Genomic DNA, 25,378 nt, shown 5'->3' on the forward strand with positions numbered 1-25,378 from the left:
GACGTGCCCATTTCCGGCGGCGATCAAGCATGACGGGGACGACACCGGGACCCCGCGGGCCGGCGTGGCGTGCGCACGGCTGCTCGATGTCACGCTCTTCCACGCCGAGCTGCGCGTGGGCTTGTGCAATTCTTCACGAACGCTAGGGCGCCCGGTGGCGCCGCCCCTAGCCTCCGGGACACCATTAACGAGCGTTAGCTCGGATGGAAATGGGAGGCGCAGGATGGCCGGTGAAGACATGGCCGGGGAGAAGTACGTCTACGATTTTTCGGAAGGTCACAAGGACCTCAAGGAGCTCCTCGGCGGCAAAGGCGCGAACCTGGCCGAGATGACCCGCCTCGGGCTGCCCGTGCCGGCCGGATTCACCGTCACCACGAAGGCCTGCCAGGCGTACCTCGCGACCGGGCGCAACCCCGCCGGGCTGGCCGAGGAGATCGACGGGCATCTCGCCGTGCTGGAGCGCACGATGGGCCGCCGGCTCGGTGATCCGGCCGACCCGCTGCTGGTCTCCGTACGTTCGGGGGCGGCGTTCTCGATGCCCGGAATGATGGAGACCGTGCTCAACGTCGGGCTCACCGACGCCTGCGTCGAGGGGCTCGCCGCGCAGGCCGGCGGCGACCACCGGTTCGCCTGGGATTCGTACCGGCGGCTGATCCAGATGTTCGGCAAAACGGTGTGCGACGTGCCGGGCGAGGAATTCTCCGACGCCCTGGAAGACGCGAAAAAGGCCAAGGGCGGCACCGACGATCTGCACCTCGACGCCGACGACCTGCGCGCGCTGGTGCAGGCGTACAAGCGCATTTTCGCCAAGCACACCGGATACGAGTTCCCGCAGGACCCGCGCGAGCAGATGCGGCTGGCCACGGAGGCGGTGTTCCGCTCCTGGAATGCCGAACGCGCGGTGCTCTACCGGCGCCAGGAGCGCATCCCGGCCGACCTCGGCACGGCCGTCAACGTGGTCGCGATGGTCTTCGGCAACCTCGGCCCCGACTCCGGCACGGGCGTCGCCTTCACCCGCGACCCGGCCAGTGGAGCCCAGGGCATCTACGGTGATTACCTCGCAAATGCCCAGGGCGAGGACGTCGTCGCCGGCATCCGCAACACCGTCCCGCTCGAGGAGCTGAAGAACCTCGACCGGCGCTCGTACGACGAGCTCCTCGAGATCATGGCCAAGCTCGAGGGCCACTACCGCGACCTGTGCGACATCGAGTTCACCATCGAGCGCGGCAAGCTGTGGATGCTGCAGACCCGGGTCGGCAAGCGGACGGCCGCGGCCGCGTTCCGGATCGCGGGTCAGCTGGTGAACGAGGGCATGATCGACCTCGATGAGGCGCTGCGCCGCGTCTCCGGGGCCCAGCTGGCGCAGCTGATGTTCCCCCGCTTCGACCTGTCCGGGGAGCCGGCGGCGCTGACCAGGGGGATCGGCGCGTCGCCCGGCGCGGCGTCCGGCAAGGCGGTCTTCAGCGCGCAGCGGGCGACCGAGCTGGCCGCCGCGGGCGAGGACGTGATCCTGGTCCGGCGCGAGACGAACCCCGAGGACCTGGCCGGCATGATCGCCGCCAAGGGCATCCTCACCGCCCGGGGCGGCAAGACCAGCCACGCCGCGGTGGTGGCCCGGGGCATGGGCCGGACCTGCGTGTGCGGCGCGGACCAGCTGGAGATCGCCGCGGACCGGTTCACGGTGAACGGCCGTACGGTCAGCGAGGGCGACGTCATCTCCGTCGACGGCACCAGCGGCTGCGTCTACCTGGGCGCGGTGCCCGTACGCCCCTCCGAGGTCGTGCAGTACTTCGAGGGCGAGACCGTCGACTCGTCGCTCGTGGAGGCCGTACACCTGATCATGGACCACGCCGACGCCAGCCGGCGGCTCGTCGTACGCACCAACGCCGACACCGGCGCGGACGCGGCCCGGGCCCGGCGCTTCGGCGCGGAGGGCATCGGGCTGTGCCGCACCGAGCACATGTTCCTCGGCGACCGCAAGGAACTGGTCGAGCGGCTGATCCTCGCCGTCAGCGAGAGCGCCCGCAACGACGCGCTCGCCGCCCTGCTGCCGCTGCAGCGCGCCGACTTCGTCGACCTGTTCCGGGCCATGGACGGGCTGCCGGTGACCGTGCGGCTGATCGACCCGCCGCTGCACGAGTTCCTGCCGTCGCTGGAGGAGCTGGCCGTGACCGTCGCGCTGGCCCGCGAGCGGGGTGAGGCGCACGCCGACGAGGAACGCCTGCTCGACGCCGTACGCCGGATGCACGAGCAGAACCCGATGCTGGGGCTGCGCGGCGTACGCCTGGGCCTGGTCATCCCGGGTCTGTTCGCGATGCAGGTCCGGGCGATCGCGGAGGCGGCGGCGCAGCTCGCCGCCGAGGGCCTCGACCCGCGGCCGGAGATCATGGTGCCGCTGGTCGGCGCCGTGCAGGAGCTCGAGACGGTGCGCCGCGAGTGCGAGCAGATCGTCGCCGAGGTGATCGGCGGCACCGGCGTCCGGGTCCAGATCGGCACGATGATCGAGGTGCCGCGCGCGGCACTGACCGCGGGCCAGATCGCCGAGGCGGCGGACTTCTTCTCGTTCGGCACCAACGACCTCACCCAGATGGGCTGGGGCTTCTCCCGCGACGACGTCGAGGGCGCCTTCTTCTGGCGCTACCTCGAGCTGGGCATCTTCGGCATCTCACCGTTCGAGTCCATCGACCGCGACGGCGTCGGCAGGCTCATCCGGATCGCCGCTGAGGAGGGCCGCGCGGTGAAGCCGGAGCTCAAGCTCGGCGTCTGCGGCGAGCACGGCGGCGACCCGGAGTCGGTGCACTTCTTCCACGAGGTCGGGCTCGACTACGTGTCCTGCTCGCCGTTCCGGGTGCCGGTCGCGAGGCTGGAGGCAGGCCGGGCGGCGGTTTCCGGAGGGGAGTCCGACAGCCGCTGACCGGTCCACATGGCGATGACGCCGTGGGGCGCGTCGTCGGCGAACATCAGCCGGTAGTCGGCGCCCTCCGCGGCTGCCGCCGCCGCACGCGGGAACAGGCCGTGCTCGTATCCGGCGAGCGCGGCCTCCGCGTCGCCGGGGTGTGCGGCGATGGCGCGGCCGAGCTCGGCACCGTCGAGCATCGCCACGTTCGCGCCTTCGCCGTTGGGCGGTGCCAGGTGGGCGGCGTCGCCGAGCAGGGTCACCCCGGGCACCCGCTGCCAGTGATGGTCGGCGGGCAGCGCGTGGATCGGGCGCGGCACCAGGGGAGTGTCGCCCTCGGTGATGAGGGCGGTGAGCTCGGGTGCCCAGCCGGCGAACTCCTCGGCGACGCGTGCCGCCGCGGCCTCGCGATCGGTGAAGTCGATGCCGGCGAGCCAGCCCTCCGGCTTCAGCAGCTGGCCGTAGACGTGCAGGGTGCCGCCGCGCTCCCGGTGGGCCAGGATCCCCCGGCCGGGCGCGAGCGCCATCAACGACCCGTCGCCCACCAGCGCGGCCGCGGCGGGGTGGCGGGTGTCGCTGTCGAGCAGGAACGTCTCGACCGTGGAGACGCCGGCGTACGCGGGGGTGGCGCCGGACAGCAGCGGCCGGACCCGGGACCAGGCGCCGTCCGCACCCACCAGGAGGCTGGTGGCGACCGTGGTGCCGTCGGCGAAGACCACCTCGTGCCGGCCCGCGCCCAGCGGCCGTACGGCGACGACCTTGTGTCCCCAGCGCACGGTGCCCTCGGGGAGCGAGTCGAGCAGGATTCGGCGCAGCTCGCCGCGGGGCACCTCGGGCCGCTCGCCGGTGCCGTCGTCGGGCAGGTCGAGCCAGACGGTGCCGTCGCGGTCGAGGATCCGGTACGACTCGCGCCCCGGCAGCACGAGGGCGCGGAACTCCTCGAGCAGGCCGGCTGCCTCGAGCGCCGGCCGGCCGTTCCAAGGGTGGATGTCGAGCAGGCCGCCCTGGGTGCGCGCGGCCGGCGAGGGCTCCGCCTCGTAGACCGTGGCCGGGATGCCGTGCACGCGCAGGACCCGGGCCAGGACCAGGCCGCCGAGGCCGGCGCCGACGATCGTCACGGGTGTCATGGGGCGCTCGCTTCCGTCGTTTGGATTGACGCTCCAAAACTAGCACACGTTTGGAGCGACAATCCAAAAGTGTGATCCGTGCCAGACTGGGCGCATGGTGACCAGGACTCGGCGTACGGACGCGCTGTCGAGAGAAGTGATCGTCGAGGCCGCCACGCAGATCCTCGACGCCGACGGCGAGGACGCGCTGACTCTGCGCGCGCTGACCGTCCGCCTGAACACCGGGTACGGGGCGCTGTACCACCACGTCGAGAACAAGAGCGACCTGCTCGCCGCCGCCGCCGAGGACGTCATCGCCCGCGCCGTGGCCGGTGCAGCGGCGGAACCGGAGCCGCGGGAGACGCTGCGGGCGGTCGCCCTCAGCCTGTTCGACGCGATCACCGCGCACCCGTGGGCGGGCGCCCAGCTCGGGCGTGAGCCGTGGCGGCCCGCGCTGCTGGACGTCTACGAGAGCATCGGGGCGCACCTCGAGGCGCTCGGCGTCCCGGAGCCGGCGTTGTTCGACTCGGCGGGCGCCCTGGTGAACTACATCCTCGGCGTGGCCGGCCAGAACGCGGCGACCGCCCGGGCCGGTGCGCACCGGACGGCTTCCCTCGCGGCGGTCGCGGCGCAGTGGGAGCGGCTCGACCCCGCCCGATACCCACGCCTGCACAAGGCCGCGGCACAGCTGCACGAGCACGACGACCGCGAGCAGTTCCTGGCCGGCGTGGACCTGTTCCTCGCCGGCATCGAGGCCGTCCACGGGCGGGGCGGGAGCCGCTGACTTGCTCCTCCCGCCGGGGGAGGAGGCAGGGTGAGGCGCATGGACTTCGCAATCGGCGAGCTGGCCCGGCGTACGGGCCTGACGGTGAAGACGATCCGGTTCTACTCCGACCGGGGCCTCGTGCCGCCCTCCCGCCGTGACTCCGCGGGCCGCCGCCGCTACGACCACGACGCCGTGGCGCGCCTCACGCTGGTCCGTACGCTGCGCGAGCTGGGCCTGGACCTGGCCGCGATCACCCGCGTCGTACGCGGCGACGCGCAGCTCACCGAGGTCGCCGCCGCCCACGCCGCCGCCGTCGACGTGCAGATGCGGGTCCTGCGGCTGCGCCGGGCGGTCCTGTCGCGCGTCGCCACGGGTGCTTCGCCGGATCGCGTACGGCTGCTGCTCGACCTGGTGGCGGGCGAGCGGGAACGGCTGGTGGACGACTTCCTCGACGCCGCGTTCGCCGGGTGCCCACCGGCGTACGCGGGAATCCGCCGCTCGCTGACCCCGGAGCTGCCGGAGGATCCCACCGCCGAGCAGTGGGACGCCTGGATCGAGCTGATGTCGCTCGTGGAGGACGCGGGTTTCCGCGACAGCCTGAGCGCCCTGGTCGCCGCGCACCTGACCGGCCACGACCCGGATGCGCCGCCGCGTCGGGACCCCGTGGCGGCCGCCCGCGAGCTCGCCCGGCCGGCGCTCGCCGGCGGCGTGCAGCCGGAGTCGCCCCGGGCCGCCGCGGCCGTCGCCGCACTGGCCGCCGAGTTCGACGGTCCGGTGCTCGACACGTTGCGCACGGCCGGCGACGAGCGGTGGGACCGGTACAACGCTCTGCTGTCGGTCGTGAACGGCTGGGAGCCGACCGAACCCACGAAGCCCGCGGTCGACTGGTTCGTCCGCGCCCTGACGGCCCGGCCGGACGAGTGCCATATCCGTGCGGGCGATTGCCGGGCGCGCCCCGACGGAACAGGGTGAAGCTGGGCCGGTGAGTTCCGGCCTGCGCGGCCGGAGGTGCCTGAGCCATGACCGAGGGCGGACCACCCGTGAGCCCCGGAGACGTGGTGCTCGTGGGACGGGCCGCCAGCGTGCAGTTCACCGGCCGGTCCGGCTTCGCGTTCCGCATCATCGCCGTGGACGCGCGGCCCACGTACGCCGGCTGGGTCTGGCTGGACGGGTACCAGTTGGACGGCCGCGGGCAGGCCGTGGCCCGGCGGCGGATCTTCGTCCGGGCGGCCGGCCTGCGCCGCGTCGGCACGCCCGGCCCGTCCCTGCGGCCGGACCGCCGGTCCTGACGCCGGGAAAAGTTTTTCGGTACGGGCGGCAACCCCGCCGGCGACGGTGGCGTGTACCCGGATGTGAGCGGCTGCCGGGCCCGGCGGCACTCACGGCGCAGGCGGATACCGGTGAAGCAGGCGCGGACGTGCTCGTCTTCCACACCTACCGATGAAGAGGTCTCTCCCATGCGCTTGCGCACCCTCGTCCCGGGCGTCGTCGCCGGTGCCGCCCTGCTCGTCCTGACCGGTTGCGGCGACCAGGAGCTGGTCGCCCCCGCGGCGGGCTCGGCGCCGTCGTCCACGGCGGCCGCCGGCCCGGCCGGATCCGCGACGGAACCGGCTCCCACCGCGACGGCCGAGCCGACCGCCACCCAGGCGCCCCGGCCGACGGCCACTCGAGGGCCCCGGCCGACGGCCACTCAGGCGCCCCGGCCGACGGCCACCCGGCTGGCGGCGGGAACCGACGGCTGCCCGGTGCAGGCCGCGACCCTGCAGCGGGCGGCCCACCTGAGCGCGGGATATCGCATCAAGGCCGCCGACGTCCGCTGCTCCCAGGGCTGGGCCACGGCCGGGGTCACCGCACCGACCCCCGAGCAGCAGGGCGACGGCGTCATCCTGTTCAAGTACACGGCCGGCTCGAAGACGTGGAAGAAGATGGGCGAGGGCAGCTCGCTCGACTGCGCGGACTACGGCATCCCGAAGAGCACCGGCTTCTGCTCGGCCCGGGACTGACGCGGTACAGTGCCGCCTCGAAGTGATCCGGGTTGACCGGCAGTGACACGGGGGTGGAGCCGGCGTGGACGGTCCGATCGCGGCCGACTTCAGCGAGTTCGTGCGGGCGCGCACGCCGGCCCTCCTGCGCACCGCGTTCCTGCTGACCGGCGACCGGCATCTGGCCGAGGACCTCGTGCAGGACGCGCTCGCCCGCACCCACCGGGCGTTGCGCAAGCTCGCTGACGAGGGTCACTTCGAGGCGTACACCCGTACCGCGATGTACCACCTGCACGTCAGCCGGTGGCGACGCCGGCGGTTCGCCGAGTCCCTGGACAGCGATCTGCTCGACCGGGCCGACCCGGTACGCGACCACAGCGCCCGGGTCGACCTGCAGGTCAGCCTGCACCAGGCGCTCGCCCGGCTGACCCCGCGGCAGCGCACCGTCCTGGTGCTGCGCTACTTCGAGGACCGCACGGAGGCCGAGGCCGCCGCCCAGCTGTCCTGCTCGATCGGCACCGTCAAGAGCCAGACCAGCAAGGCCCTGTCCCGTCTGCGGGCCATCGCCCCGGACCTGATCGGGTCCTCGGCGGCCGAAGGAGCAGCCCGATGAGCGACGACGACCTGCCCGTGCTGCGCCGGGCCATGGCCGGGCTCGCCGAGCACGGTGGCAGCACCGACCTCTACGACCGGACCCTGCGCACCTCCCGCCGGCTCGCCCGCCGCCGCGCGATCGCATCCGGTGGCGCGGTCGCCGCGGCCGTTCTCGCCATCGGTGTCCCCGTCGCGCTCGCGCAACGGCAGCAGTCGCCGGTGCTGCCGCCGGCCACCGTGCCCAGCGCCGACCCCAGCGTCAGCGCCGAACCGAGCACGCCGGCCACGACCGCGACCCCCCGCAGGACCGTCACGCCCGCCGGGACGACGCCCACCCGCCGGGAGACGACCCACCGACCGTCGTCGCCGAGGACCTCCTCGTCGAGCCGGCCGCCGGACACCGGCTGCCCGGTGAGCGCGGCGACCCTCGAGGACGCCGCGGGGCTGCCCGCCGGATACCGGATCAAGCCGGCCGACATCCGGTGCTCGCAGGGCTGGGCCACCGCCGGCGTCACCGCGCCGAGCCCGGAGCAGCAGGGCGACGGCGTCATCATCTTCAAGTACACGCGCAGCACCAAGACGTGGAAGAAGGCCGGCGAGGGCAGCGACGTCCAGTGCGCGGACTACGGCATGCCGAAGAGCACCGGCCTCTGCTACTGACACGGCAAAGCGCGCGACCCGCAGGCAGCGGGCCGCGCGCTTGAGGAGCCGCAGCGGTCAGTTACGGACGATGGTGAACGTGGACGTGGTGTTCTCGATGTCGCGCCAGTTGTTGGTCAGGCGCAGGTTGGTGAACGTGGCCGAGCCGACCGCCGGGCCCTGGTTGGCCTCCGGCATCGGGTTGGCCCAGATACCGAAGCCGGACTTGGCGTCGAACTCGTCGCCGCTCTTCTGCGCCCCGCTGATCGACACGTTGGTGAAGACCGTGTCCTTGATCGGGTTCTGCGGGCTGCCGGGCGCGGTGTAGTTGGTCTGGAACATGATGCCCGAGTACGTGGGGTCGACGATGTCGACGTTGCTGACCCGGATGCCCTGGAACACCTTCGACGCGGAGAACACCCAGATCGCCGGGAACGTCTGCGCGCCCCAGAAGTGGCCGCCGGCGCGGACGATCGAGATGTTGTCGAACACGGTCGGCGGGTTCGCGCCGAAGCCGTTCATCGGGTAGCCGAAGTCCAGCGAGCTGATCGTGATGCCCGAGTAGACCAGGGTGTCCGCGATGTAGATGTTCTTGAACGTGTTGGCGTACCCGCCGTAGACCGCGATGCCCGCGGCGCGCCAGGTGAGCGTGGTGGACAGGTTGGAGTAGACGTTGTTGATCTCGTCGGAGCCGCCCGCGTCGATCGCCGAGAACAGCGCGAAGCTGTCGTCGCCGGTGGCCCGGGCGTCGTTGTTGTCGACCAGGTTGTCGGTGCTGCCGTTGGTCATGTTGACGCCGTCGGCGAACAGGTTCCGGATGCGCGAGTTCCTGATGACCATGTGGTCGGTGTTCGCGCCCCAGTAGAGGCAGACCGTGTGCTCGGCCCAGATGTTGTCGATCGTCACGTTGGCGACGTTGGCGAAGTCGAACACCTTGCCCGGGCCGTCCTGGCGGATCGTGTAGTTGCCGAAGAACGCGAAGTTCTTGAACGTGGAGCCGTTCGCCGTCGAGTCGGCCCGGAAGCCCGCGTCGGTCTCCGACTGGTTCTGCGGCGTGAAGAACCTCGTGTACCAGGGGCCGGCGCCGACGACCTGGGTCGCCTTGCCGTACACCTGGAACTTGTTCGAGGTCTGGTAGTCGCCCGGCGGGAGGTAGACGCCGACCTTGCTGGTGTCCATCCGGGCCGCGTCCAGCGCCGCCTGCACGGACTGCTGGTCGAAGCCGGTGGGCACCACGTACGTGGCCGGGTTGGGGTTGGCGACGGGCGCGACCTGCTCGGTGTTGATGAAGTCGATCGCGATGTTCCCCCCGTTGCCGGAGTCCTTCTGCAGCTTGATCGTGCTGCCGGCCGGGTACGAGCCGGAGAGCATGATGTTCGCCTCGTCGTAGATGTGCCGCGGGCCGGTGCCCGAGTTCTGCGGCGCGGTCTCGTTGCCGTACAGCCACGCGTAGCGCGAGGTCAGCGGCAGCGTCTTGTTGAGCGACCCGTTGACGTACACGTTGATCGAGCTGGTCGTGTTGTCGGGGATGGAGAAGCGCGCCACGAGCGTGTTGGTCGCTGCCCGCGTCGTCCACTGCACGTACGCGCCGGTGGCGTTCAGCGTGACCGCCTTGCGCCCGGACGCCTCGCCGGCCACGTCGCCGACCTTGCGGTTGGGGCCGACCACCTGGGCACCGCCGCCGACGGTGCCGTCCTCGGCCTCGTACATGTCATACGGCATGTTGGCGCCGCGGCCGACGAAGAACGGCTTCTCGCTGGTGTTGTTGCCCTGCTTGACCGGCAGCTCGTTGGTGTCGTTCGCCAGCACCGTGCGGACCGTGTACTTGCCGTTGACCGCGGTCCACGTGCCGAGGTTGATCGCCGGCGACGACGCGCCCGGCGCGAGCGTGCCGGACCACGAGCCGGTCAGGGTCTTCACGACCGAGCCGTTGTCGCCGAGGACCGTCACGGTGACGCCGTGCGACCCGCCGGCCGAGGCGGCGGTGCCCTGGTTGCGGATGGTGACGCTGAAGGTGACCGTCTGGCCCGCCGACGGGTTCGACGGCGACCAGCTGACCACCGAGGCGACGAGGTCGGAGCTGGAGACTGGCGCGACCACGAGGTCGCCCGGATTCGTGTACGCGTTGTTCGCGTCGTTCTGCTCGATGACCGCGTCGGCCTCGTCCACCTTGGCGCTCAGGGTGTACGTGCCCGCGTCGCGGGCGCCGATGTTCGCGGTGACCGTGGTGGACGCCCCGGCCGCCAGCGCGCCGACGTTCGCGGTGCCCACCTTGGTGCTGCCGAGGTAGAAGTTCACCGTCGTGGCGGGGCTACCGGCGTTCCCGGCGTTGCGGACGGTGGCGATGAGCGTGACGGCGTCGGTCTCGACCGGCGCGGACGGCGAGAACGACATGCCGCTGATGGTGAGGTCGGGGTTCGGCGCGGGCACGCCGATGACCTGGAACTCCGCGACCTGGCCGCTGGGCGCGCCGCTGTTGGCGGTGAAGCTCAGCCGGACGTCCGCGGCGGTCGCGCTGACCGGGATGGTCACCGTGTTGCCGCTGCCCGGGTTGAACGTGTACGTCGCCGAGTTCACGAGCGTGGTGAACGCGCTCGCACTCTGCTCCCGCCCGAGAACGGAGAACGTCTGGGTCCGCGTACCCCACTCGGTCGACGGGTTGAGCTTGACCACGACGGAGCTGGTGGTGGCATTGGCGCCGAGCGAGACGGTCAGGTTCGCCGGGTACGCGCTGCCCTCCCAGTACGTGGCCGTGTCGTTGTCGTTCGCGTTCGTGGCGACGAACGTGAAGACGGTCGACGAGGCGGTGATGGGCTTGCCCACGGCGAGGTTGGTCCCGCCGGTGACGGTGCCGGTCCGGGTGACCGTGTTGCTCGCCGCGGAGACGTTCCCGGCGGCGTCGCGGGCCTTGACGTAGTACGCCACGGTCGCGCTCGCCGGCTGGTTGTCGGTGTACGTGAGCACGTTGCCGGCCACCGTCGTCTTGAGCGAGCCGTTGGCGTACACCTCGTAGCCGGTGACGCCCACGTTGTCGGACGACGCGCCCCACTCGAGGCGGACCTGCCCGGCCGCCGGCTGGGTGTACGACAGCGTGCCCGGCGTGGTGGGCGCGACGGTGTCACCGGAGGTGCCCGTACGCGTCACCGTGTTGCTGTTCGCCGAGGCGTTGCCGGCGGCGTCGCGAGCCCGCACGTAGTACTGCACCGTCGCGCTGTCGGGCTGGTTGTCCAGGTACGTCAGCACGTTGCCGGCGACCGTGGTGCGCAGCGAACCGTTGGCGTAGACCTCGTAGCCGGTGACGCCGACGTTGTCCGTGGACGCGGTCCACGTCAGCCGGATCTGGCCGCTCGCCGGCTGGCTGTACGCGAGCCCGCCCGGCGCGCTCGGTGCCTGGGTGTCGCCGGTGGCCGGGCCGTACACCTCCAGCTCGGAGATCTGCCCGGCCGGCCAGCCGGTGTTGCCGGTGACCGAGATGCGCACGTAGCGGGTGGTGGCCGCGCCGAAGTCGATGGTGACGGTGTTGCCGGTGGCCGGGTTGAACGTGTAACCGGCGCTCGCCTTGAGGTCGGAGAAGTTGGAGCCGGTGGTGCTGCCCTGCACGGCGAGGGTCTGCGTGCGCGTCTGCCAGGCGGTGGCCGGCGGCAGCTTGAGGACGGTCTGGTTGACGCTGACGGCCTGGCCGAGGTCGACCTGCAGCCACTGCGGGAAGGCGTTGTTGGCGCTCTCCCAGTACGTGTTCGCGTTGCCGTCGCCGGCGTTGCCGGCGCCGTACACGTCGGCGAAGCTGCTGGCGCTGAAGGTCTTGCCGGCGGCGAGGTTGGGTCCGGCCGCGGCGGCGGGTGCGGTGGGGGAGACGACCTGGAGGACGGCGGTGGTGAGGGAGGCGGCGGCAAGAGCCACCATAATTCGTCGCAATCTGGACATGCTGGCGCGCGCCTTCTTCCGTACGGGAGCGGGGGCGGGGCGGGGAGGGCGGCGGATCGGTGGGTTCGCCGCCCTCCCCGGGTACAGCTACGAGGCGTAGACCTCGAACTGCTACGAGGCGTAGACCTCGAACTCGGAGAGCTGACCCGCGGGCCAGCCGGTGTTGCCGGTGAACGTCAGCCGCAGGTAGCGCTGCGTCGTCGCCGCGAAGGTGACGGTCGCGGTGTTACCCGAGGAGGGGTTGAAGGTGTAGCCGGCCGAACCCTTGACGGTGCCGTACGACGAGCCGTCGGTGGAGCCCAGTACGGACAATGTCTCGGTGCGCGTGGCCCAGGCGGCCGCGGGCGGCAGCTTGAGCACGACCCGGGAGACCGAGCGGTTCTGCCCCAGGTCCACGGTCAGCGACTGCGGGAAGGCGTTGTTGGCGCTCTCCCAGTACGTGTTCGCGTTGCCGTCGACCGTGTTCGCCGGGGTGTAGACATCCGCCTGGCTGGTCGCGGTGACGGTGTGCCCGGCGGCCAGGTTCCCGGTGGGCGGCGGCGTGGTCGGTGGCGTGGTCGGGGGCGGGGTGGTGCTGCCGCCGTCGGCGTACGCCTCGAGCTCCGCGAGCTGACCCGCCGGCCACCCCGTGTTGGCCGAGAAGGTCAGGCGGACGTAGCGGCGGTTGCCGGTGGGCAGGGTGACCGTCGCGGCGTTCCCGTTCGCCGGGTTGAACGTGTACGCCTGCGCGCCCACGAGCGACGAGTACGACGAGCCGTCGGCCGACCCGGAGACCGCGATGGTCTGCGAGCGCGTCTCCCAGCCGGACGGGAGCTTCAGCACCAGCCGCCCGACGTTCTGCGAGGAGCCGAGGTCCACGGTGAACGTCTGCGGGAAGGAACCGTTGGCGCTCTCCCAGTACGTGGCCGCGTTGCCGTCCACCGCGTTCGTGCCGGTGTACGGCCCGGACACGCTGGACGTGGTGACGGCCTTGCCCTGAGCGAGGTTCCCGTTGGCGGGCGGCGTCGTGGGCGGCGTGGTGGGCGGGGTGGTCGGGTCCGACGGGGGTGGGGTGGTCGAGCCGTTGGTCCACTGCGGCGCGGGCCACGGTCCGCAGTCCGGGGTGTCGGTGTACCAGCCGGTGTTCGTGCCGGTCCGGGTGATCTGGAAGCCGGAACCGACGCAGTTGTGGATCGGCTTGGGCTGGGCGATGCCGCTGGCCCGCACGTTGTCGAAGGTGACCTGGCTGGGGGCCTGGACCTGCAGGGCGTACGTCCCGGCGCCGACGATGTTGACGTTGCTCAGCCGGATGCCGCTGGACTGGCCCTCGATCCAGTGCAGGGCCGCGTACGAGCTGTCCAGGATGTCTGTGTCGGTGATGTTGATCGCCGCGCCGGTGAGCGGGGCGTTGAGCCCGTCGAACCAGATCGCGCCGACGCCGAAGTTCCAGTTGTAGTCGGAGTTCCCGGCCCGGATCAGTGTGTTGCGGGCCAGCGTCCACGTGCCCGCCACGGCGGTGGGCCCGTTGACGCCCGGGTACCGGTTCGCGACGTGGATGCCGCCGCCGTTGGTGACCGTGTCGGACACGACGTTGTCGGTCATCACGATGTCCCGGCCGCCGTAGCTGACGAGGTTGTTCGCCAGGATCGGCGCCACGACGGTGTTGTGGGTGAACGAGTTGTTCACGTTGGGCGTGTCCTGAGCCCACATCGCCAGGCCGTCGTCGCCGGTGTTGCGGACGAACGTGTTGGTGACCGTCGAGTTGGTGACGCCGATGTGGAAGTTCACCCCGTCGGCGGTCTGGTCGAGGATCCGGCTGTTCTTGATGGTGAACCGGTCCATCGGCCCGTCCATCCACGCGCCGACCTTGGTGTGCTGCATCCAGACGTTGTCGATGGTCGAGTTGCTCATCGCGCCGCCGAACGCGTTGACCTGGTCGTCGTCGACCCGCTCGCGGATGTCGCCGATGACCGCGAGGTCGCGGACCGTGACGTTCTGGCTGGGGCCGCCGTCGGCGACGTACTTGCCGTAGATGCCGGCGGCCTGGTTGCGCTGGGTCGGGTGCCGGCCGCCGAGCACGGTGTACCAGGGCCCGGCCCCGGCCAGCGTCACCCGGTCGACGATGACATGGCTGTAGAGCGTGTAGTTGCCGCGCGGCACGTAGACTGTGCGGCCGGACGAGGACCCGGCGTTGACCGCGGCCTGGAACTTGGCCGTCGAGTCCGTGGCGCCGGTCGGGTCGGCGCCGTAGTCGGCGACCACGTCGATCGCACCGGACGGCTTGCCGATCTCGCCGGGCACGTTCTCGAAGTCGGCCAGGTCGATGGTGAAGGTGGGGGACTGCGCGGTCGAGGAGACCTGGATGCGGATCTTCGTGCCGGCCGCGTACGTCGTGCCGAACATCGTCCGGGCCTCGTCGTAGAAGTGGTGCGGGTTCGAGTCGCCCGGGTTGTTGTTGAACGGGTATCCGCCGTAGAACCAGCTGTACTTCGAGGTGACCGGTACGGACTTCACGACCGAGCCGTTGGCCCGTACGTCCAGCGACGCGTCACGGCCCGCGCCGTTGTTGCCGTCCGGGATGCTGTACCGGAACGTCATCGCGTTGGCGGGCTTGGTGAGGGTGAACTCGACGTACTCGCCGGCCGCGTCGAGGGTGACGGCCTCGCGGCCGGACGCCTCCGACGACAGCTGGCCGTAATAGCGGCTGGTGCCGGTCTTCGTGCCGTTGGTGGCCGCACCCTCCGCCTCCTGCTCGACGAACGGCACGGTGGCGCCGCGTCCGGGGACGTCGAAGGGGGAGAGCCCGGCGGCCTGCGCCGGGGCTCCGGTCCAGGTGACGATCGCGGTGGCGGCCGAGGCCACCACCGCGGTGGCGGCCAGGGCGGCCAGGGTTCGGGGGACGGTGCGGGCCATGGGGATGCCTTTCGACTCAGGTGGCCAGGCGCAGCCAGACTGCGGAGTCCGGGGGAAGGAGGGTGCCTTCGAGCTGGCTGCTGGGGAGCAGGACGGATTGGTGCGCCGGAAGCTCGACGGCTTCCGGGGACAGGTTGAGGACGCACGCGAACTGCGGCCCTCTGCGGTACGCGAGCACGCCGGCCCCGGCGTCCAGCCACGCGAAGTCCGGGCCGTGCAGCCCGGGCTCCGCCTTGCGGGCGGCGATCGCCGAGCGGTACAGCTCAAGCATCGAGCTGGGGTCGCCGGTCTGGGCCTGGACCGTACGGTCCTTCCACTCGGGCGGCTGGGGGAGCCACGGTTGCGTGGTGGAGAAGCCGAACGGCGGTTCGTCGCCGCTCCACGGCAGCGGGACGCGGCAGCCGTCGCGGCTGTGCCCGCGGCGGGCGTACATCGGGTCCTGCATGCGTTCGACGGGGATGTTCTCGTTCTCCCAGAGCCCGAGCTCCTCGCCCTGGTAGACGTACGTGGCCCCGGGCAGCGACAGCGAGAGCAGCGCGGCGGCGCGGGCGCGGCGGGTGCCCAGCTCCAGGTCGACCGGCGTGCCGTCGAGGTTGTTCTCGAAGCTGAACGTCGTGGTGGTGCGGCCGTACCGGGTGACGTGCCGGGTGACGTCGTGGTTGGACAGCACCCAGGTGGCGGGCGCGCCGACCGCGCGGTGGGCGTCGAGCGTACGGTCGATGCACGCGCGCATCAGCGCAGCGTCCCAGGCACAGCCGAGGAAGTCGAAGTTGAACGCGGCGTGCAGCTCGTCGGGGCGCAGATAGTTGGCGAAGCGCTCGACCTCCGGCATCCACACCTCGCCGATGAGCGCCCGGTCGGGGTATCCCTCCGACACCCGGCGCCACGCGCGGTAGACCTCGTGCACCTCGTCGAGGTCGTGGAACGGATGCCGCTCGCCCTCGACCACCGGCGGCAGTGCCCGGTCCTTGAACAGCAGCGCGGCGGAGTCGATCCGGATGCCGTCGACGCCGCGGTCGAACCAGAACCGCAGGATGTCCTCGAACTCGGCGCGGACGCGGGGATGGTCCCAGTTCAGGTCGGGCTGCTCCGGGGTGAACAGGTGCAGGTACCAGTCACCCGGGGTGCCGTCCGGGTTCGTCGTGCGGGTCCACGTCGTGCCGCCGAACTCGCCGACCCAGTCGGTGGGCATCTCGTCGCCGTTCTCGCCGCGCCCCGGGTGGAACCAGAACAGTTCCCGCTCGGGCGCCCGCGGGTCGGCGAGCGCCTTCTTGAACCACACGTGCTCGCTGGAGACGTGGTTGGGCACGATGTCGACGATCGTGCGGATGCCGGCCGCGTGCGCCTCGGCGATCAGCGCCTCGGCCTTGGCCAGGGTGCCGAAGGCGGGATCGATGTCGCGGAAGTCGGCGACGTCGTACCCGGCGTCGGCCATGGGGGACGGGTACCAGGGGCTCATCCAGATCGCGTCGACGCCGAGGGCGGACAGGTGGCCGAGGCGCGCGCGGATCCCGTCGATGTCGCCGACGCCGTCGCCGTCCGAGTCGGCGAAGCTGCGCGGGTACACCTGGTAGATGACCGCGTCGCGCCACCAGGAGCCGGGCCGGGGATCGGTCACTGTGACCTGCTTTCTGTTCGGAAAGGGGGGCTCGGTCAGCCCTTCAACGAGCCCGCGGAGAGTCCGCCGATGATGCTGCGCTGGAAGATCAGGAAGACGACGATCATGGGTACGCTCGCGATGGCCAGCCCCGCCATGAGCTCGGTCGGCGGCACCTGACTGGTGTTGGCGAGCCGGGCCAGCGCGACGCTCAGCGTCTGCGACTCCGGGTCCTGCAGCACCAGCAGCGGCCAGAGGAAGTCCTTCCACATCGCGACGATGATGAAGATCGAGGTGACCCCCAGCACCGGTCGCGACAGCGGCAGGACGATCGACCACAGCTGGCGCAGCCGGCCCGCGCCGTCGATGGCCGCCGCGTCCAGCAGGTCGTTCGGGATCTGGTCGAAGAAGCGCTTGAGCACGTAGACGTTGAACGCGTTGGCGGCGGCCGGCAGCCACAGCGCCCACGGCGTGTTGAGCAGGTTGACGTGGAACAGCGGCACGTCCACGACCGTCTTGTACGCCGGGACCAGCAGCGCGGCGGCCGGCAGCATCAGGCTGGCCAGCATCGCGCCGAGCACCACCCGGCCGAACACCGGCTTGAGCTTGCTGAGCGCGTACGCCACGCCGACGTCGACGATCAGCGAGATGAGCCAGCCGCCGACCGCGTAGAACACCGTGTTGGTGAAGTACTTGGCGATCCGCATGTTCGTCCACGCCGTCGCGTACGTCTCCGGGTGCCAGGACTCGGGGATGAAGGTGGGGGTGCTCTGGGCGTACTCGGCGGGCGACTTCACCGCGCTGGTGACCATCCAGTACAGCGGGAAGAGGAACACCAGCGTGAACACCAGCAGGGTGGCGCCCAGCGCGAGGAAGTAGAGCGTGCGGTGCCGTTGCAGGTCGACGGCGGAGATGAGCGTCCGGCTCGCCGTACCGGTGGTGCCGACCGGCCGCTTCCGGCGGGGCGGCGCGGGCGCCGGCGGCACCGGGCCGGCCGGGGTCTGCGTCGGGGCGGTGAGGGTCATCGTGGTCTCCTAGTCCCCGCTGCTGCGGGTCAGCCGCAGGTACAGCGCGGAGAACGCGCCGAGCACGACGAACAGCAGCACGCTCATCGCGGCGGCGAGGCCGAAGTCGTTGTTGACGGTGAAGGCGTAGCGGTAGACCAGGACCATCACCGTGATCGTGTCCGGGTTGGACGTGCCGGTCAGGGCGTACGGCTCGATGAACACCTGCATGGTCGCGATGATCTGCAGCAGCAGCAGGACCAGCATGATGAACCGCATCTGCGGGAACGTGACGTGCCGCAGCCGCTGCCAGATGCTCGCGCCGTCCAGCTCGGCGGCCTCGTACAGCTCGCCGGGGATGCCCTGCAGCGCGGCCAGGTACATCAGCGTCGCGCCGCCGAGGTTCGCCCAGGTCGACACGAGGACCAGCGAGATCATGGCGGTGTTCGACGATTGGGTCCACTGCGACTCGGGCAGGCCGACGCCACGCAGCAGCGTGTTGAACAGGCCGGCGCCGGGGTCGTAGAAGTAGCGCCACAGCAGCACCGCGACGATCGGCGGCAGCATGACGGGCAGGTAGACCAGCACCCGGAAGTAGCCGCTGAAGTGGCGGAACTCGTTGAGCAGCACCGCGATGAAGAACGGCAGGGCGAACCCGAAGACCAGGGCGAGCCCGGTGAAGAAGAGCGTGTTCTTCCAGGCCGTCCAGAACAGCGGGTCGTCGAAGAGCGCGCGGTAGTTGTCGAGCCCCACCCAGTACGGCGGGACCACGAAGTTGTCCTGCTGGAAGCTGAGGATCACGCCCTTGACGAGCGGGTACCACGAGAAGAAGGCGAAGCACGCCAGGCCCGCGGCCATGAAGGCGTACGCCAGCAGGTTGTCGGAGGCTTTGCGGCGCAGGTGGCCCGCGCGCGCAGCGCGTGCGCGGGCCACCGGGGGAAGAGCACTCACTTGACGGTGGCCAGGATCTGGTTGACCTGGGTCTCGGCGTCGGCCAGCAACTGGTCGACGTTCGCGTTCCGGTCGGTGAGGACCTTCTGCATCGCCACGTCGAGCGTCGCGTAGATCTGCTGCGCGTTCGGCGGCTCGAGCTTGACCGGGATCGAGCCCATGCTCGCCACGAACGGGGCGTAGTTCTGCTGCGGGACGTTGGCGTACTTCTTGTCGGCCGTGGCCTGGGTCTGCGCCGCGGCGCCGGTGAAGATGGCCGGCTCGGGCAGGCCCACGGGCTGCTTGGTCTCGCTCGACCACTTGTTCTCGGCCTCGTAGCGGTCCGCCGAGGTGAACCAGAACGTCAGCCACTTGAGGCCGGCCTGGATCTTCTCGGGGCTCAGGCCCGCCTTGAACATGTAACCCTCACCGCCGCCCAGCGTGCCCTTGCCGTCCGGGATCGGGCCCAGGCCGTACGTCTCGTACTTGCCCTTGTACTGGTTGACGATCGTGGGGATGTTGTCGGCGGTGGCCAGGTACATGCCGAGCTTGCCGGAGCCCATCTGCTGCAGCAGGTCCGCCCACTCGAGCAGCTGCTTCTGGCCCATCGAGTTGTCGGTCCAGCGCATGTCCTTGAGCTGCTGCAGGACCTGCTTGCCCTGGGGGCTGTTGAACGCCGCCTTCCAGGTGCCGCCCTGGTTCACCGCGACCTCGCCGCCGAGCGAGTACAGCTCCGTGGTGAAGTGCCAGCCGCCGGTGTTGCTCTTGCTGTAGTCGCCGTACCCGACGGTGCCGTTGCCGAGGCCGGCGATCTTCTTGGCCGCGGTCCGGACATCGGCCCACGTCTTGGGCGGGTTGTCCGGGTCCAGCCCGGCCTTGGTGAACAGGTCGCGGTTGTAGAGCAGCCCCATCGAGTAGTTCTTGTACGGCAGCCCGTACGTCTTGTTGTTGTCGTCCTGGAAGACCCGCAGCACCTCGGGCTTGATCTGCGAGACGACCGGATAGTCCTTGACGTACTTGCTGATGTCGGAGACCTGCCGCTTGGCGATCAGGTTGGCCGGGTCGGTGAAGTAGACGTAGAAGACGTCCTCGAGCTGACCACCGGCGAGCTTCGCGGGGAAGGTCTGCGGGTCCATCTTGCCCTCGCGGGCGTCGATCTTGATGTTCGGGTTGGCCTTCTCGAACTCGGCGACGTTGGCGAGGAAACGGTCGTGGGTGGCCTTCTCGGTGGCCGGCGGAAGGCCGTTGATCACGAGCGTGACCTTGCCGTCCTTCGCCGCGCCTCCGTCGTCGTCGCTGCCGCACGCCGCGGCCGACATGGCGACCCCGGCGACGAGCAGCAGCCCGAGGGCACTGCGCAACCTGCTGGTGAACATGGGGAATTACGCCCCTTCCTGGATGGGGTGCGCGCCTATGGGTGGATCGAAATGTGACGTGGCTCTCGCTGTCAGGTTTCGTGGCGATGACGATACAAAGTCAAACGAGGTCCCGCAAGAACTCGACGGTAAGTAGAAAATTTGCGACTCTGCCGGATCGGGGCACGAAGAAGGGCGGGCCCGCCGGGCCCGCCCTGGTGATGGTGATGAATGTGCTGGTCAGCCGCCCGTCACGAGCGCGACGGCGCCGGAGCGGTGGAGCCGCGCACCACGAGCTCCGGCTCGAACAGCAGCTCGTCGGTGGACGCCGCGGCGCCCTCGATCTGCTTCACGAGCACGTCGACGGCCGCCTGGCCCATCAGCTCGATCGGCTGGCGCACGGTGGTCAGCGGCGGGTCCGTGCACGTCATCAGCGCGCTGTCGTCGAAGCCGACGACGGACACGTCGGCGGGCACGTCGAGCCCCAGCCGCCGGGCGGCCCGGATCGAGCCCAGGGCCAGCACGTCGCTCGCGCAGATCAGCGCGGTGATCCCGCGCTGGATCAACCGGGTGGCCGCCAGGCGGGCGCTCTCCATCGAGAACGTCGTCCGCTCCACCGGCCACTGCTCCACCGGGTCCGTCCAGCCCCCGGCCTCGGCGATCGCGGCGAGCTTGCGGCGCGACGGCACGTGGTCCTCGGGCCCCAGCACCATGCCGATCCGCTCGTGGCCGAGCGAGCGCAGATGGCCGTACGCCTGCTCCACCGCGACCGCGTCGTCGGTGGAGATGTGCGGGAAGCCGAGGTCGTCGACGCCGCCGTTGACCATCACCACGGGCATCCGCCGGTCGAGCAGCTGCTTGTAGTGGCCGTGCTCGGCGTCGGCCAGCGCGTACGACCCGCCGGCGAAGACGACTCCCGACACCTGGTGGTCGAGCAGCATCTCGATGTAGTCGCGCTCCGGCACACCGCCGATCGTGCGGGCGCACAGCGCCGGGGTGAACCCGCGCTGGGCGAGCGAGGCGGTCACCACCTCGGCGAGCGCCGGGAAGATCGGGTTCTGCAGCTCGGGCAGGACCAGGCCGACGAGCCGCCCCCGCTCCCCGCGCAGCTTCGTCGGGCGCTCGTAGCCGAGCACGTCGAGCGCGGTGAGCACGGACGCGCGGGTCGCCTCGGAGACCCCGCTGCGCCCGTTGAGCACCCGGCTGACGGTCGCCTCGCTGACACCCGCCTTCTTGGCCACCTCGGCCAGACGTTTGGTCACGACGGAATCTTACGTCAGCGCCGTGAAAATCTTGAACCGAGTCTTGCAGCGCCGGACGAATCGATGACCGAACTTGCGAACTCCACCAGTCCAGGGAAACCGGCCCGCACCACCGCGACGAGATGGGATGTTGGTGCGGAGACGAGTGATGGGTGGTGCGCGATGAGTGAATGGGATGCCGCCGGCGACTGGACCGGCGAGAACCCGCAGGACACCGGTCACCACGGGACCGCGGCGGGCGACTCGGTGCACCGGCTCGCCGACGTCAGCAGCGACATGGCCACGGCCACGCGGTCCGCCGTACGCGCCGCGGAGACGGCGGTCGCCGTCATCCAGCGGCTCGACGCCAGCAGTACGGAGATCGGCAAGGTCGTCCAGCTCATCGCGACGATCGCCAAGCAGACGAACCTGCTCGCCCTCAACGCCACGATCGAGGCCGCCCGCGCCGGGGAGGCGGGCCGCGGCTTCGCCGTCGTGGCCAGCGAGGTCAAGGACCTGGCGAACGAGACGGCCACCGCGACCAACGAGATCGGCGGCCAGGTCGGCGGCATCCGCGCCGACACCCAGAACGCGGTCTCGGCGATCGAGGAGATGCAGGCCCTCATCGAGGAACTCGACCGCTGCCAGAAGGTGATCAGCGGGATCGTGGCGGAGCAGCAGGCCGGCTGACCGCGCCCCCACGGCGGCGCCCGCCCGGGGCAGAATCACCGGGTATGCCGACCTACACGCCCGGCCGCCGCATCGACGAACTCCTCCTCCAGCGCGCCCAGATCCGGGAGAAGATCGGCTACTACCGCTCGGTCGAGGTGCCGGCCGGGGAACAATAGGCGGATGGGCAAACGTGCGACGCGGCGCCGGGCGGCGGGTGTGGGTGGGTTCGAGGAGGGCCGGGCCTGTCCTTGCGGCCTGGGGCAGGCGTACGGGGAGTGTTGCGGTCCCGCCCATCAGGGGCGGGCGCCCACGACGGCCGAGGCCCTGATGCGCTCGCGGTACGCCGCTTTCGTGCTCGATGACGCCGCGTACGTGCTGGCCTCGTGGCACCCGCAGACCCGGCCGGCGTCCGTCGAGCCGGACGCGCAGCTGCGCTGGACCGGGCTGGACGTGCTCGAGTCCAGCGGCGGGGGGATGTTCGACGCCGAGGGTGTGGTGGAGTTCCGGGCGCACTACCGCGACGGCGGCCGCCCCGGGGAGATGCGGGAGCGCAGCCGGTTCGTGCGGCACGACGGTCAGTGGGTGTACTGGGGTCCGATCCTTACCGACGGGGCCCTCGCCAACATCTGACCTCGTGTGATCTGCTGCAAGGGATCATTCGAGGAGGAGCATCGTGGCGCCGAATCAGCGGCCCTTGGAGTCCGGGATCGTCCGCGACTTCCGGGTCAATCTGTCGTACGGGAAGTATCTGCATCTCGACGAGATCCTGTCCGCGCAGCACCCGGTCAGCGTGCCGGAGCACCACGACGAGCTGCTGTTCATCCTGCAGCACCAGACGTCGGAGCTGTGGCTCAAGCTGGTGCTGCACGAGCTGCGGGAGGTCCGGCGCCGGCTCGCCGCCGACGAGCTGCGCCCGGCGCTCAAGGGGATGGCCCGGGTCAAGCACATCCAGCGCTGCCTCACCGAGCAGTGGTCCGTGCTGGCCACACTCACGCCGAGCGAGTACGCCGAGTTCCGCAGCTTCCTGGGCACGTCGTCGGGCTTCCAGTCGTACCAGTACCGGGCGGTCGAGTTCACGCTCGGCAACAAGGACCGGCGGATGCTGAAGATCTTCGACGATGACCCGGCCGCGCTCGCGATGCTCACCGAGGCGCTGGAGACGCCCAGCGTCTACGACGAGTTCCTGCGCTTGCTCGCCCGCGAGGGCCACGGCGTGCCGCGCGCCCTGCTGGACCGCGACGTGACCCAGCCGTGGACGATGAACGCCGACCTCGTGCCGGTCTTCCAGGCGATCTACGAGCACAAGGACAAGTACTGGGAGGCGTACGAGGCCTGCGAGGAGCTCGTGGACCTCGAGGAGAACTTCCAGCTGTGGCGGTTCCGGCACCTCAAGACGGTGGAGCGCACGATCGGCTTCAAGCGCGGCACCGGCGGCTCCAGCGGCGTGAACTTCCTGCGCCAGGCGCTGGACATCGAGTTCTTCCCGGAGCTGTACGCGGTCCGTACCGAGATCGGGGAGCCGGCCCAGTGACCGACGACCTGCTGGAACGCGCCGGGGCCCTGGACGCCGCCGATCCGCTTGCGCCGATGCGGGAGCAGTTCCTCGCGCCGGACGACTTCGACGTCATCTCGTACCTGGACGGCAATTCGCTGGGCCGGCCGTTGCGGGCGACCGCCCAGTTGATGGAGGAGTTCATCCGCGAGCAGTGGGCGGGCCGGCTGATCCGCGGCTGGACCGACGGCTGGCTGGAGTGGCCGGAGCGGCTCGGCGACCGGCTGGGCGCGGTGGCGCTGGGCGCGGCGGCCGGGCAGACCGTCATCGCCGACTCCACCACGGTGCTGCTCTACAAGCTGGTCCGCGCGGCGGTGGACGCCCGGCCGGGGCGCCGCACGATCGTGCTCGACACCGACAACTTCCCGACCGACCGGTACGTCTGCGAGGCGGTCGCCGCCGAGCGCGGCGTGGAGCTGGTGTGGATCGAGACCGACCCGGCGGCCGGCATCACCGCCGAGCAGGTCGCCGAGGTGGTCGGCGAGGACACCGCGCTGGTGCTGTTCAGCCATGTCGCGTACCGGTCGGGCTGGGTTGCCGACATGGCGGAGATCAACCGGGTGGCGCACGCCGCCGGGGCGCTGACCCTGTGGGATCTGAGCCACTCGGTGGGCTCGGTGCCGGTCGAGCTGGACGCGTGGGGCGCGGACCTGGCCGTCGGGTGCACGTACAAGTACCTCAACGGGGGCCCGGGGGCGCCGGCGTTCGGGTACCTGCGCGCGGACCTGCGGGACGAGGTGCGGCAGCCGATCTGGGGCTGGATGGGCCATCGGGCGTCGTTCGAGATGGGTCCGGGGCACGAGCCCGCGCCGGGTGCCCGGGCGCTGCTCAGCGGCACCCCGCCGATCCTGGCCATGGTGCCGCTGCACGCCAACCTGGACCTGCTCGCGGAGGCGGGCATCGAGGCGGTACGGGAGAAGTCGCTGCTGCTGACCGGCTACGTGCTCGACGTGGCGGACCGGTGGCTGGCGCCGCTGGGCGTGACGGTGGCGGGCCCGCGGGACCCCGAGCGTCGCGGCGGCCACGTGACGTTGCGGCGTGCCGGGTTCCAGCAGCTGCTCGAGCCGCTGTGGGACAGCGGGGTCATCCCCGACTACCGGCGCCCCGACGGGCTGCGGATCGGCCCGGCGCCGCTGAGCACCAGCTTCGCCGAGGTCCACCGCGGGCTGGAGGTCCTGCGCGAGCTGGTCGAGAAGCAGCCGTGACCTGGCTCGTCCCCGATTCGCTCTGGTGGGACGGGCGGCTGCGGACGGGCGTGGCGCTGCGGGACGGCCGGGTCGTGCCGGTCGCCGACGTGCCGCCCGGCGAGGAGCGGCTGCGGCTGCCCGGCACGGTGCTGCCCGGGCTCGGCGACGCGCACGTGCACTCGGCGCTCGTCGACGTGCCGACCCTGCGCGCCGGCGGGCTCGCGTACGTGTGGGATCTCGGCGGGGTGCCGGAGAAGGTCGCGGCGCTGGCGGCCCGCCATCCCTGGGTCCGCTATGCGGGCCCGTTCCTGACCGCTCCCGGCGGCTACCCGACGGACCGGGCGTGGGCGCCCGCCGGCAGCTGCCGCGAGATCCGCTCGGCCGCCGACGCGGGCGACGCCGTCGGCGAGGCACACGCCGCGGGCGCGACACTCATCAAGGTCACCGCGCACGCCGGCGGGCCGGTGCTGCCGCCGGTCACGCTGGCGGCCGTGGTCACCGCGGCGCACGCGCTGGGGCTGCCGGTGGTGGTGCACGCCGAGGGCCCGGGGACGGTGGCCGCCGCCTGCGCCGCCGGCGCCGACCTGCTCGCGCACACGCCGTGGACCGAGGAGCTCGACGACGCGCTGCTGCGTGACTGTGCCGCCCGCATGACGTGGATCAGCACGCTCGACATCCACGGGTGGGGCACCCCCACCCCGGCGCGGGGCACGGCGATCGCCAACCTCCGGCTTTTCCTCGGGTACGGCGGAAAGCTCCGGTACGGCACCGACCTGGGCAACGGGCCGCTGCCGCCCGCGATCAACCCCCGGGAGCTGCGGGCCCTGCAGGAGGCGGGGCTGACACCGCCGGACGTCCTCGCCGCGATGACCGAGCCGGGCCGGCCGGAGCTCAGCTGGCTCCCCGCCGGGCTGGACCTCGACCCGGGCACGTTCGCCGGCTCGCTCGCGACCGCCCGGGTCCTGGGCCCCGAGGTCCGCCCCCGGCATATCGTCGGACAGTGAACCTTTTCAACCTGGCATCGAGCCCGACGCTGCCGCG

Annotated in this window: 20 protein-coding genes; 12 read left to right on the top strand and 8 right to left on the bottom strand. The window is 71.2% G+C overall.

Annotation, left to right across the window (positions count from 1 at the left end):
• Nucleotides 1–223: 223 nt before the first annotated feature.
• Entirely contained in the window at nt 224–2,914 is a 2,691-nt protein-coding gene (ppdK, locus tag COUCH_RS10605; RefSeq protein WP_249611897.1) for a pyruvate, phosphate dikinase, read from the top strand.
• Here the strand turns inward: ppdK and COUCH_RS10610 are convergent.
• Nucleotides 2,824–4,023 (bottom strand): FAD-dependent oxidoreductase, encoded by a 1,200-nt coding sequence (locus COUCH_RS10610; RefSeq protein ID WP_249611898.1) that lies wholly within the window; start codon nt 4,021–4,023, stop codon nt 2,824–2,826. The genes ppdK and COUCH_RS10610 overlap by 91 nt on opposite strands.
• Nucleotides 4,024–4,117: 94 nt before the next feature.
• Between COUCH_RS10610 and COUCH_RS10615 the strand changes: the two genes are divergently transcribed.
• The 6 genes from COUCH_RS10615 to COUCH_RS10640 all read left to right on the top strand — a co-directional run bounded on the left by COUCH_RS10615 (nt 4,118) and on the right by COUCH_RS10640 (nt 8,004).
• Nucleotides 4,118–4,786: a TetR/AcrR family transcriptional regulator gene (locus tag COUCH_RS10615; RefSeq protein WP_249611899.1), complete on the top strand. Its 669-nt coding sequence runs from the start codon at nt 4,118–4,120 to the stop codon at nt 4,784–4,786.
• Between the two features lie 39 nt (nt 4,787–4,825).
• Nucleotides 4,826–5,740 (top strand): MerR family transcriptional regulator, encoded by a 915-nt coding sequence (locus COUCH_RS10620; protein ID WP_249611900.1) that lies wholly within the window; start codon nt 4,826–4,828, stop codon nt 5,738–5,740.
• Nucleotides 5,741–5,808: 68 nt separating this feature from the next.
• Nucleotides 5,809–6,057: a hypothetical protein gene (locus COUCH_RS10625; RefSeq protein WP_430640916.1), complete on the top strand. Its 249-nt coding sequence runs from the start codon at nt 5,809–5,811 to the stop codon at nt 6,055–6,057.
• A 168-nt stretch (nt 6,058–6,225) separates the two neighbouring features.
• The gene (locus COUCH_RS10630; RefSeq protein WP_249611902.1) at nt 6,226–6,771 is read left to right on the top strand and encodes a hypothetical protein; all 546 of its coding nucleotides are present in this window, start codon (nt 6,226–6,228) and stop codon (nt 6,769–6,771) included.
• Nucleotides 6,772–6,835: 64 nt separating this feature from the next.
• Nucleotides 6,836–7,363 carry a SigE family RNA polymerase sigma factor gene (locus tag COUCH_RS10635; RefSeq protein ID WP_249611903.1) on the top strand — a complete coding sequence of 176 codons (528 nt, stop codon included), beginning with the start codon at nt 6,836–6,838 and terminating at the stop codon, nt 7,361–7,363.
• Nucleotides 7,360–8,004 (top strand): hypothetical protein, encoded by a 645-nt coding sequence (locus COUCH_RS10640; protein ID WP_249611904.1) that lies wholly within the window; start codon nt 7,360–7,362, stop codon nt 8,002–8,004. Before COUCH_RS10635 ends, COUCH_RS10640 begins: the two co-directional genes overlap by 4 nt.
• A gap of 57 nt (nt 8,005–8,061) precedes the next feature.
• Here COUCH_RS10640 and COUCH_RS10645 read toward each other — a convergent pair whose 3' ends face one another.
• The 7 genes from COUCH_RS10645 to COUCH_RS10675 form a co-directional block, all read right to left on the bottom strand.
• Nucleotides 8,062–11,886, bottom strand: a complete 3,825-nt coding sequence (locus COUCH_RS10645) for a discoidin domain-containing protein (protein WP_249611905.1) — start codon at nt 11,884–11,886, stop codon at nt 8,062–8,064.
• A gap of 132 nt (nt 11,887–12,018) precedes the next feature.
• On the bottom strand, nt 12,019–14,799 hold the full coding sequence (locus tag COUCH_RS10650) for a discoidin domain-containing protein (RefSeq protein WP_249611906.1): 2,781 nt from the start codon (nt 14,797–14,799) through the stop codon (nt 12,019–12,021).
• A 16-nt stretch (nt 14,800–14,815) separates the two neighbouring features.
• Nucleotides 14,816–16,417 (bottom strand): glycoside hydrolase family 13 protein, encoded by a 1,602-nt coding sequence (locus COUCH_RS10655; protein ID WP_249611907.1) that lies wholly within the window; start codon nt 16,415–16,417, stop codon nt 14,816–14,818.
• Nucleotides 16,418–16,452: 35 nt separating this feature from the next.
• Nucleotides 16,453–17,421, bottom strand: coding sequence for a carbohydrate ABC transporter permease (locus COUCH_RS10660; protein ID WP_249611908.1), 969 nt, complete (start codon nt 17,419–17,421; stop codon nt 16,453–16,455).
• Between the two features lie 9 nt (nt 17,422–17,430).
• A complete protein-coding gene (locus COUCH_RS10665) occupies nt 17,431–18,333 on the bottom strand; it encodes a carbohydrate ABC transporter permease (protein ID WP_249611909.1) in 903 nt (300 codons plus the stop codon).
• 14 nt (nt 18,334–18,347) lie between these two features.
• Nucleotides 18,348–19,706, bottom strand: a complete 1,359-nt coding sequence (locus COUCH_RS10670; RefSeq protein ID WP_249611910.1) for an ABC transporter substrate-binding protein — start codon at nt 19,704–19,706, stop codon at nt 18,348–18,350.
• A 230-nt stretch (nt 19,707–19,936) separates the two neighbouring features.
• Nucleotides 19,937–20,947 carry a LacI family DNA-binding transcriptional regulator gene (locus tag COUCH_RS10675; RefSeq protein ID WP_249611911.1) on the bottom strand — a complete coding sequence of 337 codons (1,011 nt, stop codon included), beginning with the start codon at nt 20,945–20,947 and terminating at the stop codon, nt 19,937–19,939.
• 162 nt (nt 20,948–21,109) lie between these two features.
• Here COUCH_RS10675 and COUCH_RS10680 point away from each other — a divergent pair, with 162 nt between their 5' ends.
• From COUCH_RS10680 to COUCH_RS10700, 5 genes are all read left to right on the top strand, one after another.
• On the top strand, nt 21,110–21,616 hold the full coding sequence (locus COUCH_RS10680) for a methyl-accepting chemotaxis protein (RefSeq protein ID WP_307831129.1): 507 nt from the start codon (nt 21,110–21,112) through the stop codon (nt 21,614–21,616).
• Nucleotides 21,617–21,778: 162 nt separating this feature from the next.
• Complete coding sequence (locus COUCH_RS10685; protein WP_249611912.1) at nt 21,779–22,228, top strand: YchJ family protein; 450 nt, start codon at nt 21,779–21,781, stop codon at nt 22,226–22,228.
• A gap of 43 nt (nt 22,229–22,271) precedes the next feature.
• A complete protein-coding gene (gene kynA, locus COUCH_RS10690) occupies nt 22,272–23,129 on the top strand; it encodes a tryptophan 2,3-dioxygenase (RefSeq protein ID WP_249611913.1) in 858 nt (285 codons plus the stop codon).
• Nucleotides 23,126–24,355 (top strand): kynureninase, encoded by a 1,230-nt coding sequence (gene kynU, locus COUCH_RS10695; RefSeq protein WP_249611914.1) that lies wholly within the window; start codon nt 23,126–23,128, stop codon nt 24,353–24,355. Before kynA ends, kynU begins: the two co-directional genes overlap by 4 nt.
• On the top strand, nt 24,352–25,341 hold the full coding sequence (locus tag COUCH_RS10700; protein ID WP_249611915.1) for an amidohydrolase family protein: 990 nt from the start codon (nt 24,352–24,354) through the stop codon (nt 25,339–25,341). The genes kynU and COUCH_RS10700 overlap by 4 nt, the downstream gene beginning before the upstream one ends.
• Nucleotides 25,342–25,378: the final 37 nt, after the last annotated feature.

The sequence above is a fragment of the Couchioplanes caeruleus genome, assembly GCF_023499255.1.
Taxonomy (GTDB): Bacteria; Actinomycetota; Actinomycetes; order Mycobacteriales; family Micromonosporaceae; genus Actinoplanes; species Actinoplanes caeruleus_A.

Bases quoted from the DNA above. Each gene is read 5' to 3' on its own strand.
- COUCH_RS10685 (WP_249611912.1), top strand. From the start codon at position 21,779: ATGGGCAAACGTGCGACGCGGCGCCGGGCGGCGGGTGTGGGTGGGTTC.
- COUCH_RS10680 (WP_307831129.1), top strand. From the start codon at position 21,110: ATGAGTGAATGGGATGCCGCCGGCGACTGGACCGGCGAGAACCCGCAG.
- COUCH_RS10670 (WP_249611910.1), bottom strand. From the start codon at position 19,706: ATGTTCACCAGCAGGTTGCGCAGTGCCCTCGGGCTGCTGCTCGTCGCC.
- COUCH_RS10640 (WP_249611904.1), top strand. From the start codon at position 7,360: ATGAGCGACGACGACCTGCCCGTGCTGCGCCGGGCCATGGCCGGGCTC.
- COUCH_RS10615 (WP_249611899.1), top strand. From the start codon at position 4,118: ATGGTGACCAGGACTCGGCGTACGGACGCGCTGTCGAGAGAAGTGATC.
- COUCH_RS10660 (WP_249611908.1), bottom strand. From the start codon at position 17,421: ATGACCCTCACCGCCCCGACGCAGACCCCGGCCGGCCCGGTGCCGCCG.
- COUCH_RS10630 (WP_249611902.1), top strand. From the start codon at position 6,226: ATGCGCTTGCGCACCCTCGTCCCGGGCGTCGTCGCCGGTGCCGCCCTG.
- ppdK (WP_249611897.1), top strand. From the start codon at position 224: ATGGCCGGTGAAGACATGGCCGGGGAGAAGTACGTCTACGATTTTTCG.
- COUCH_RS10645 (WP_249611905.1), bottom strand. From the start codon at position 11,886: ATGGTGGCTCTTGCCGCCGCCTCCCTCACCACCGCCGTCCTCCAGGTC.
- COUCH_RS10650 (WP_249611906.1), bottom strand. From the start codon at position 14,799: ATGGCCCGCACCGTCCCCCGAACCCTGGCCGCCCTGGCCGCCACCGCG.
- COUCH_RS10620 (WP_249611900.1), top strand. From the start codon at position 4,826: ATGGACTTCGCAATCGGCGAGCTGGCCCGGCGTACGGGCCTGACGGTG.
- COUCH_RS10610 (WP_249611898.1), bottom strand. From the start codon at position 4,023: ATGACACCCGTGACGATCGTCGGCGCCGGCCTCGGCGGCCTGGTCCTG.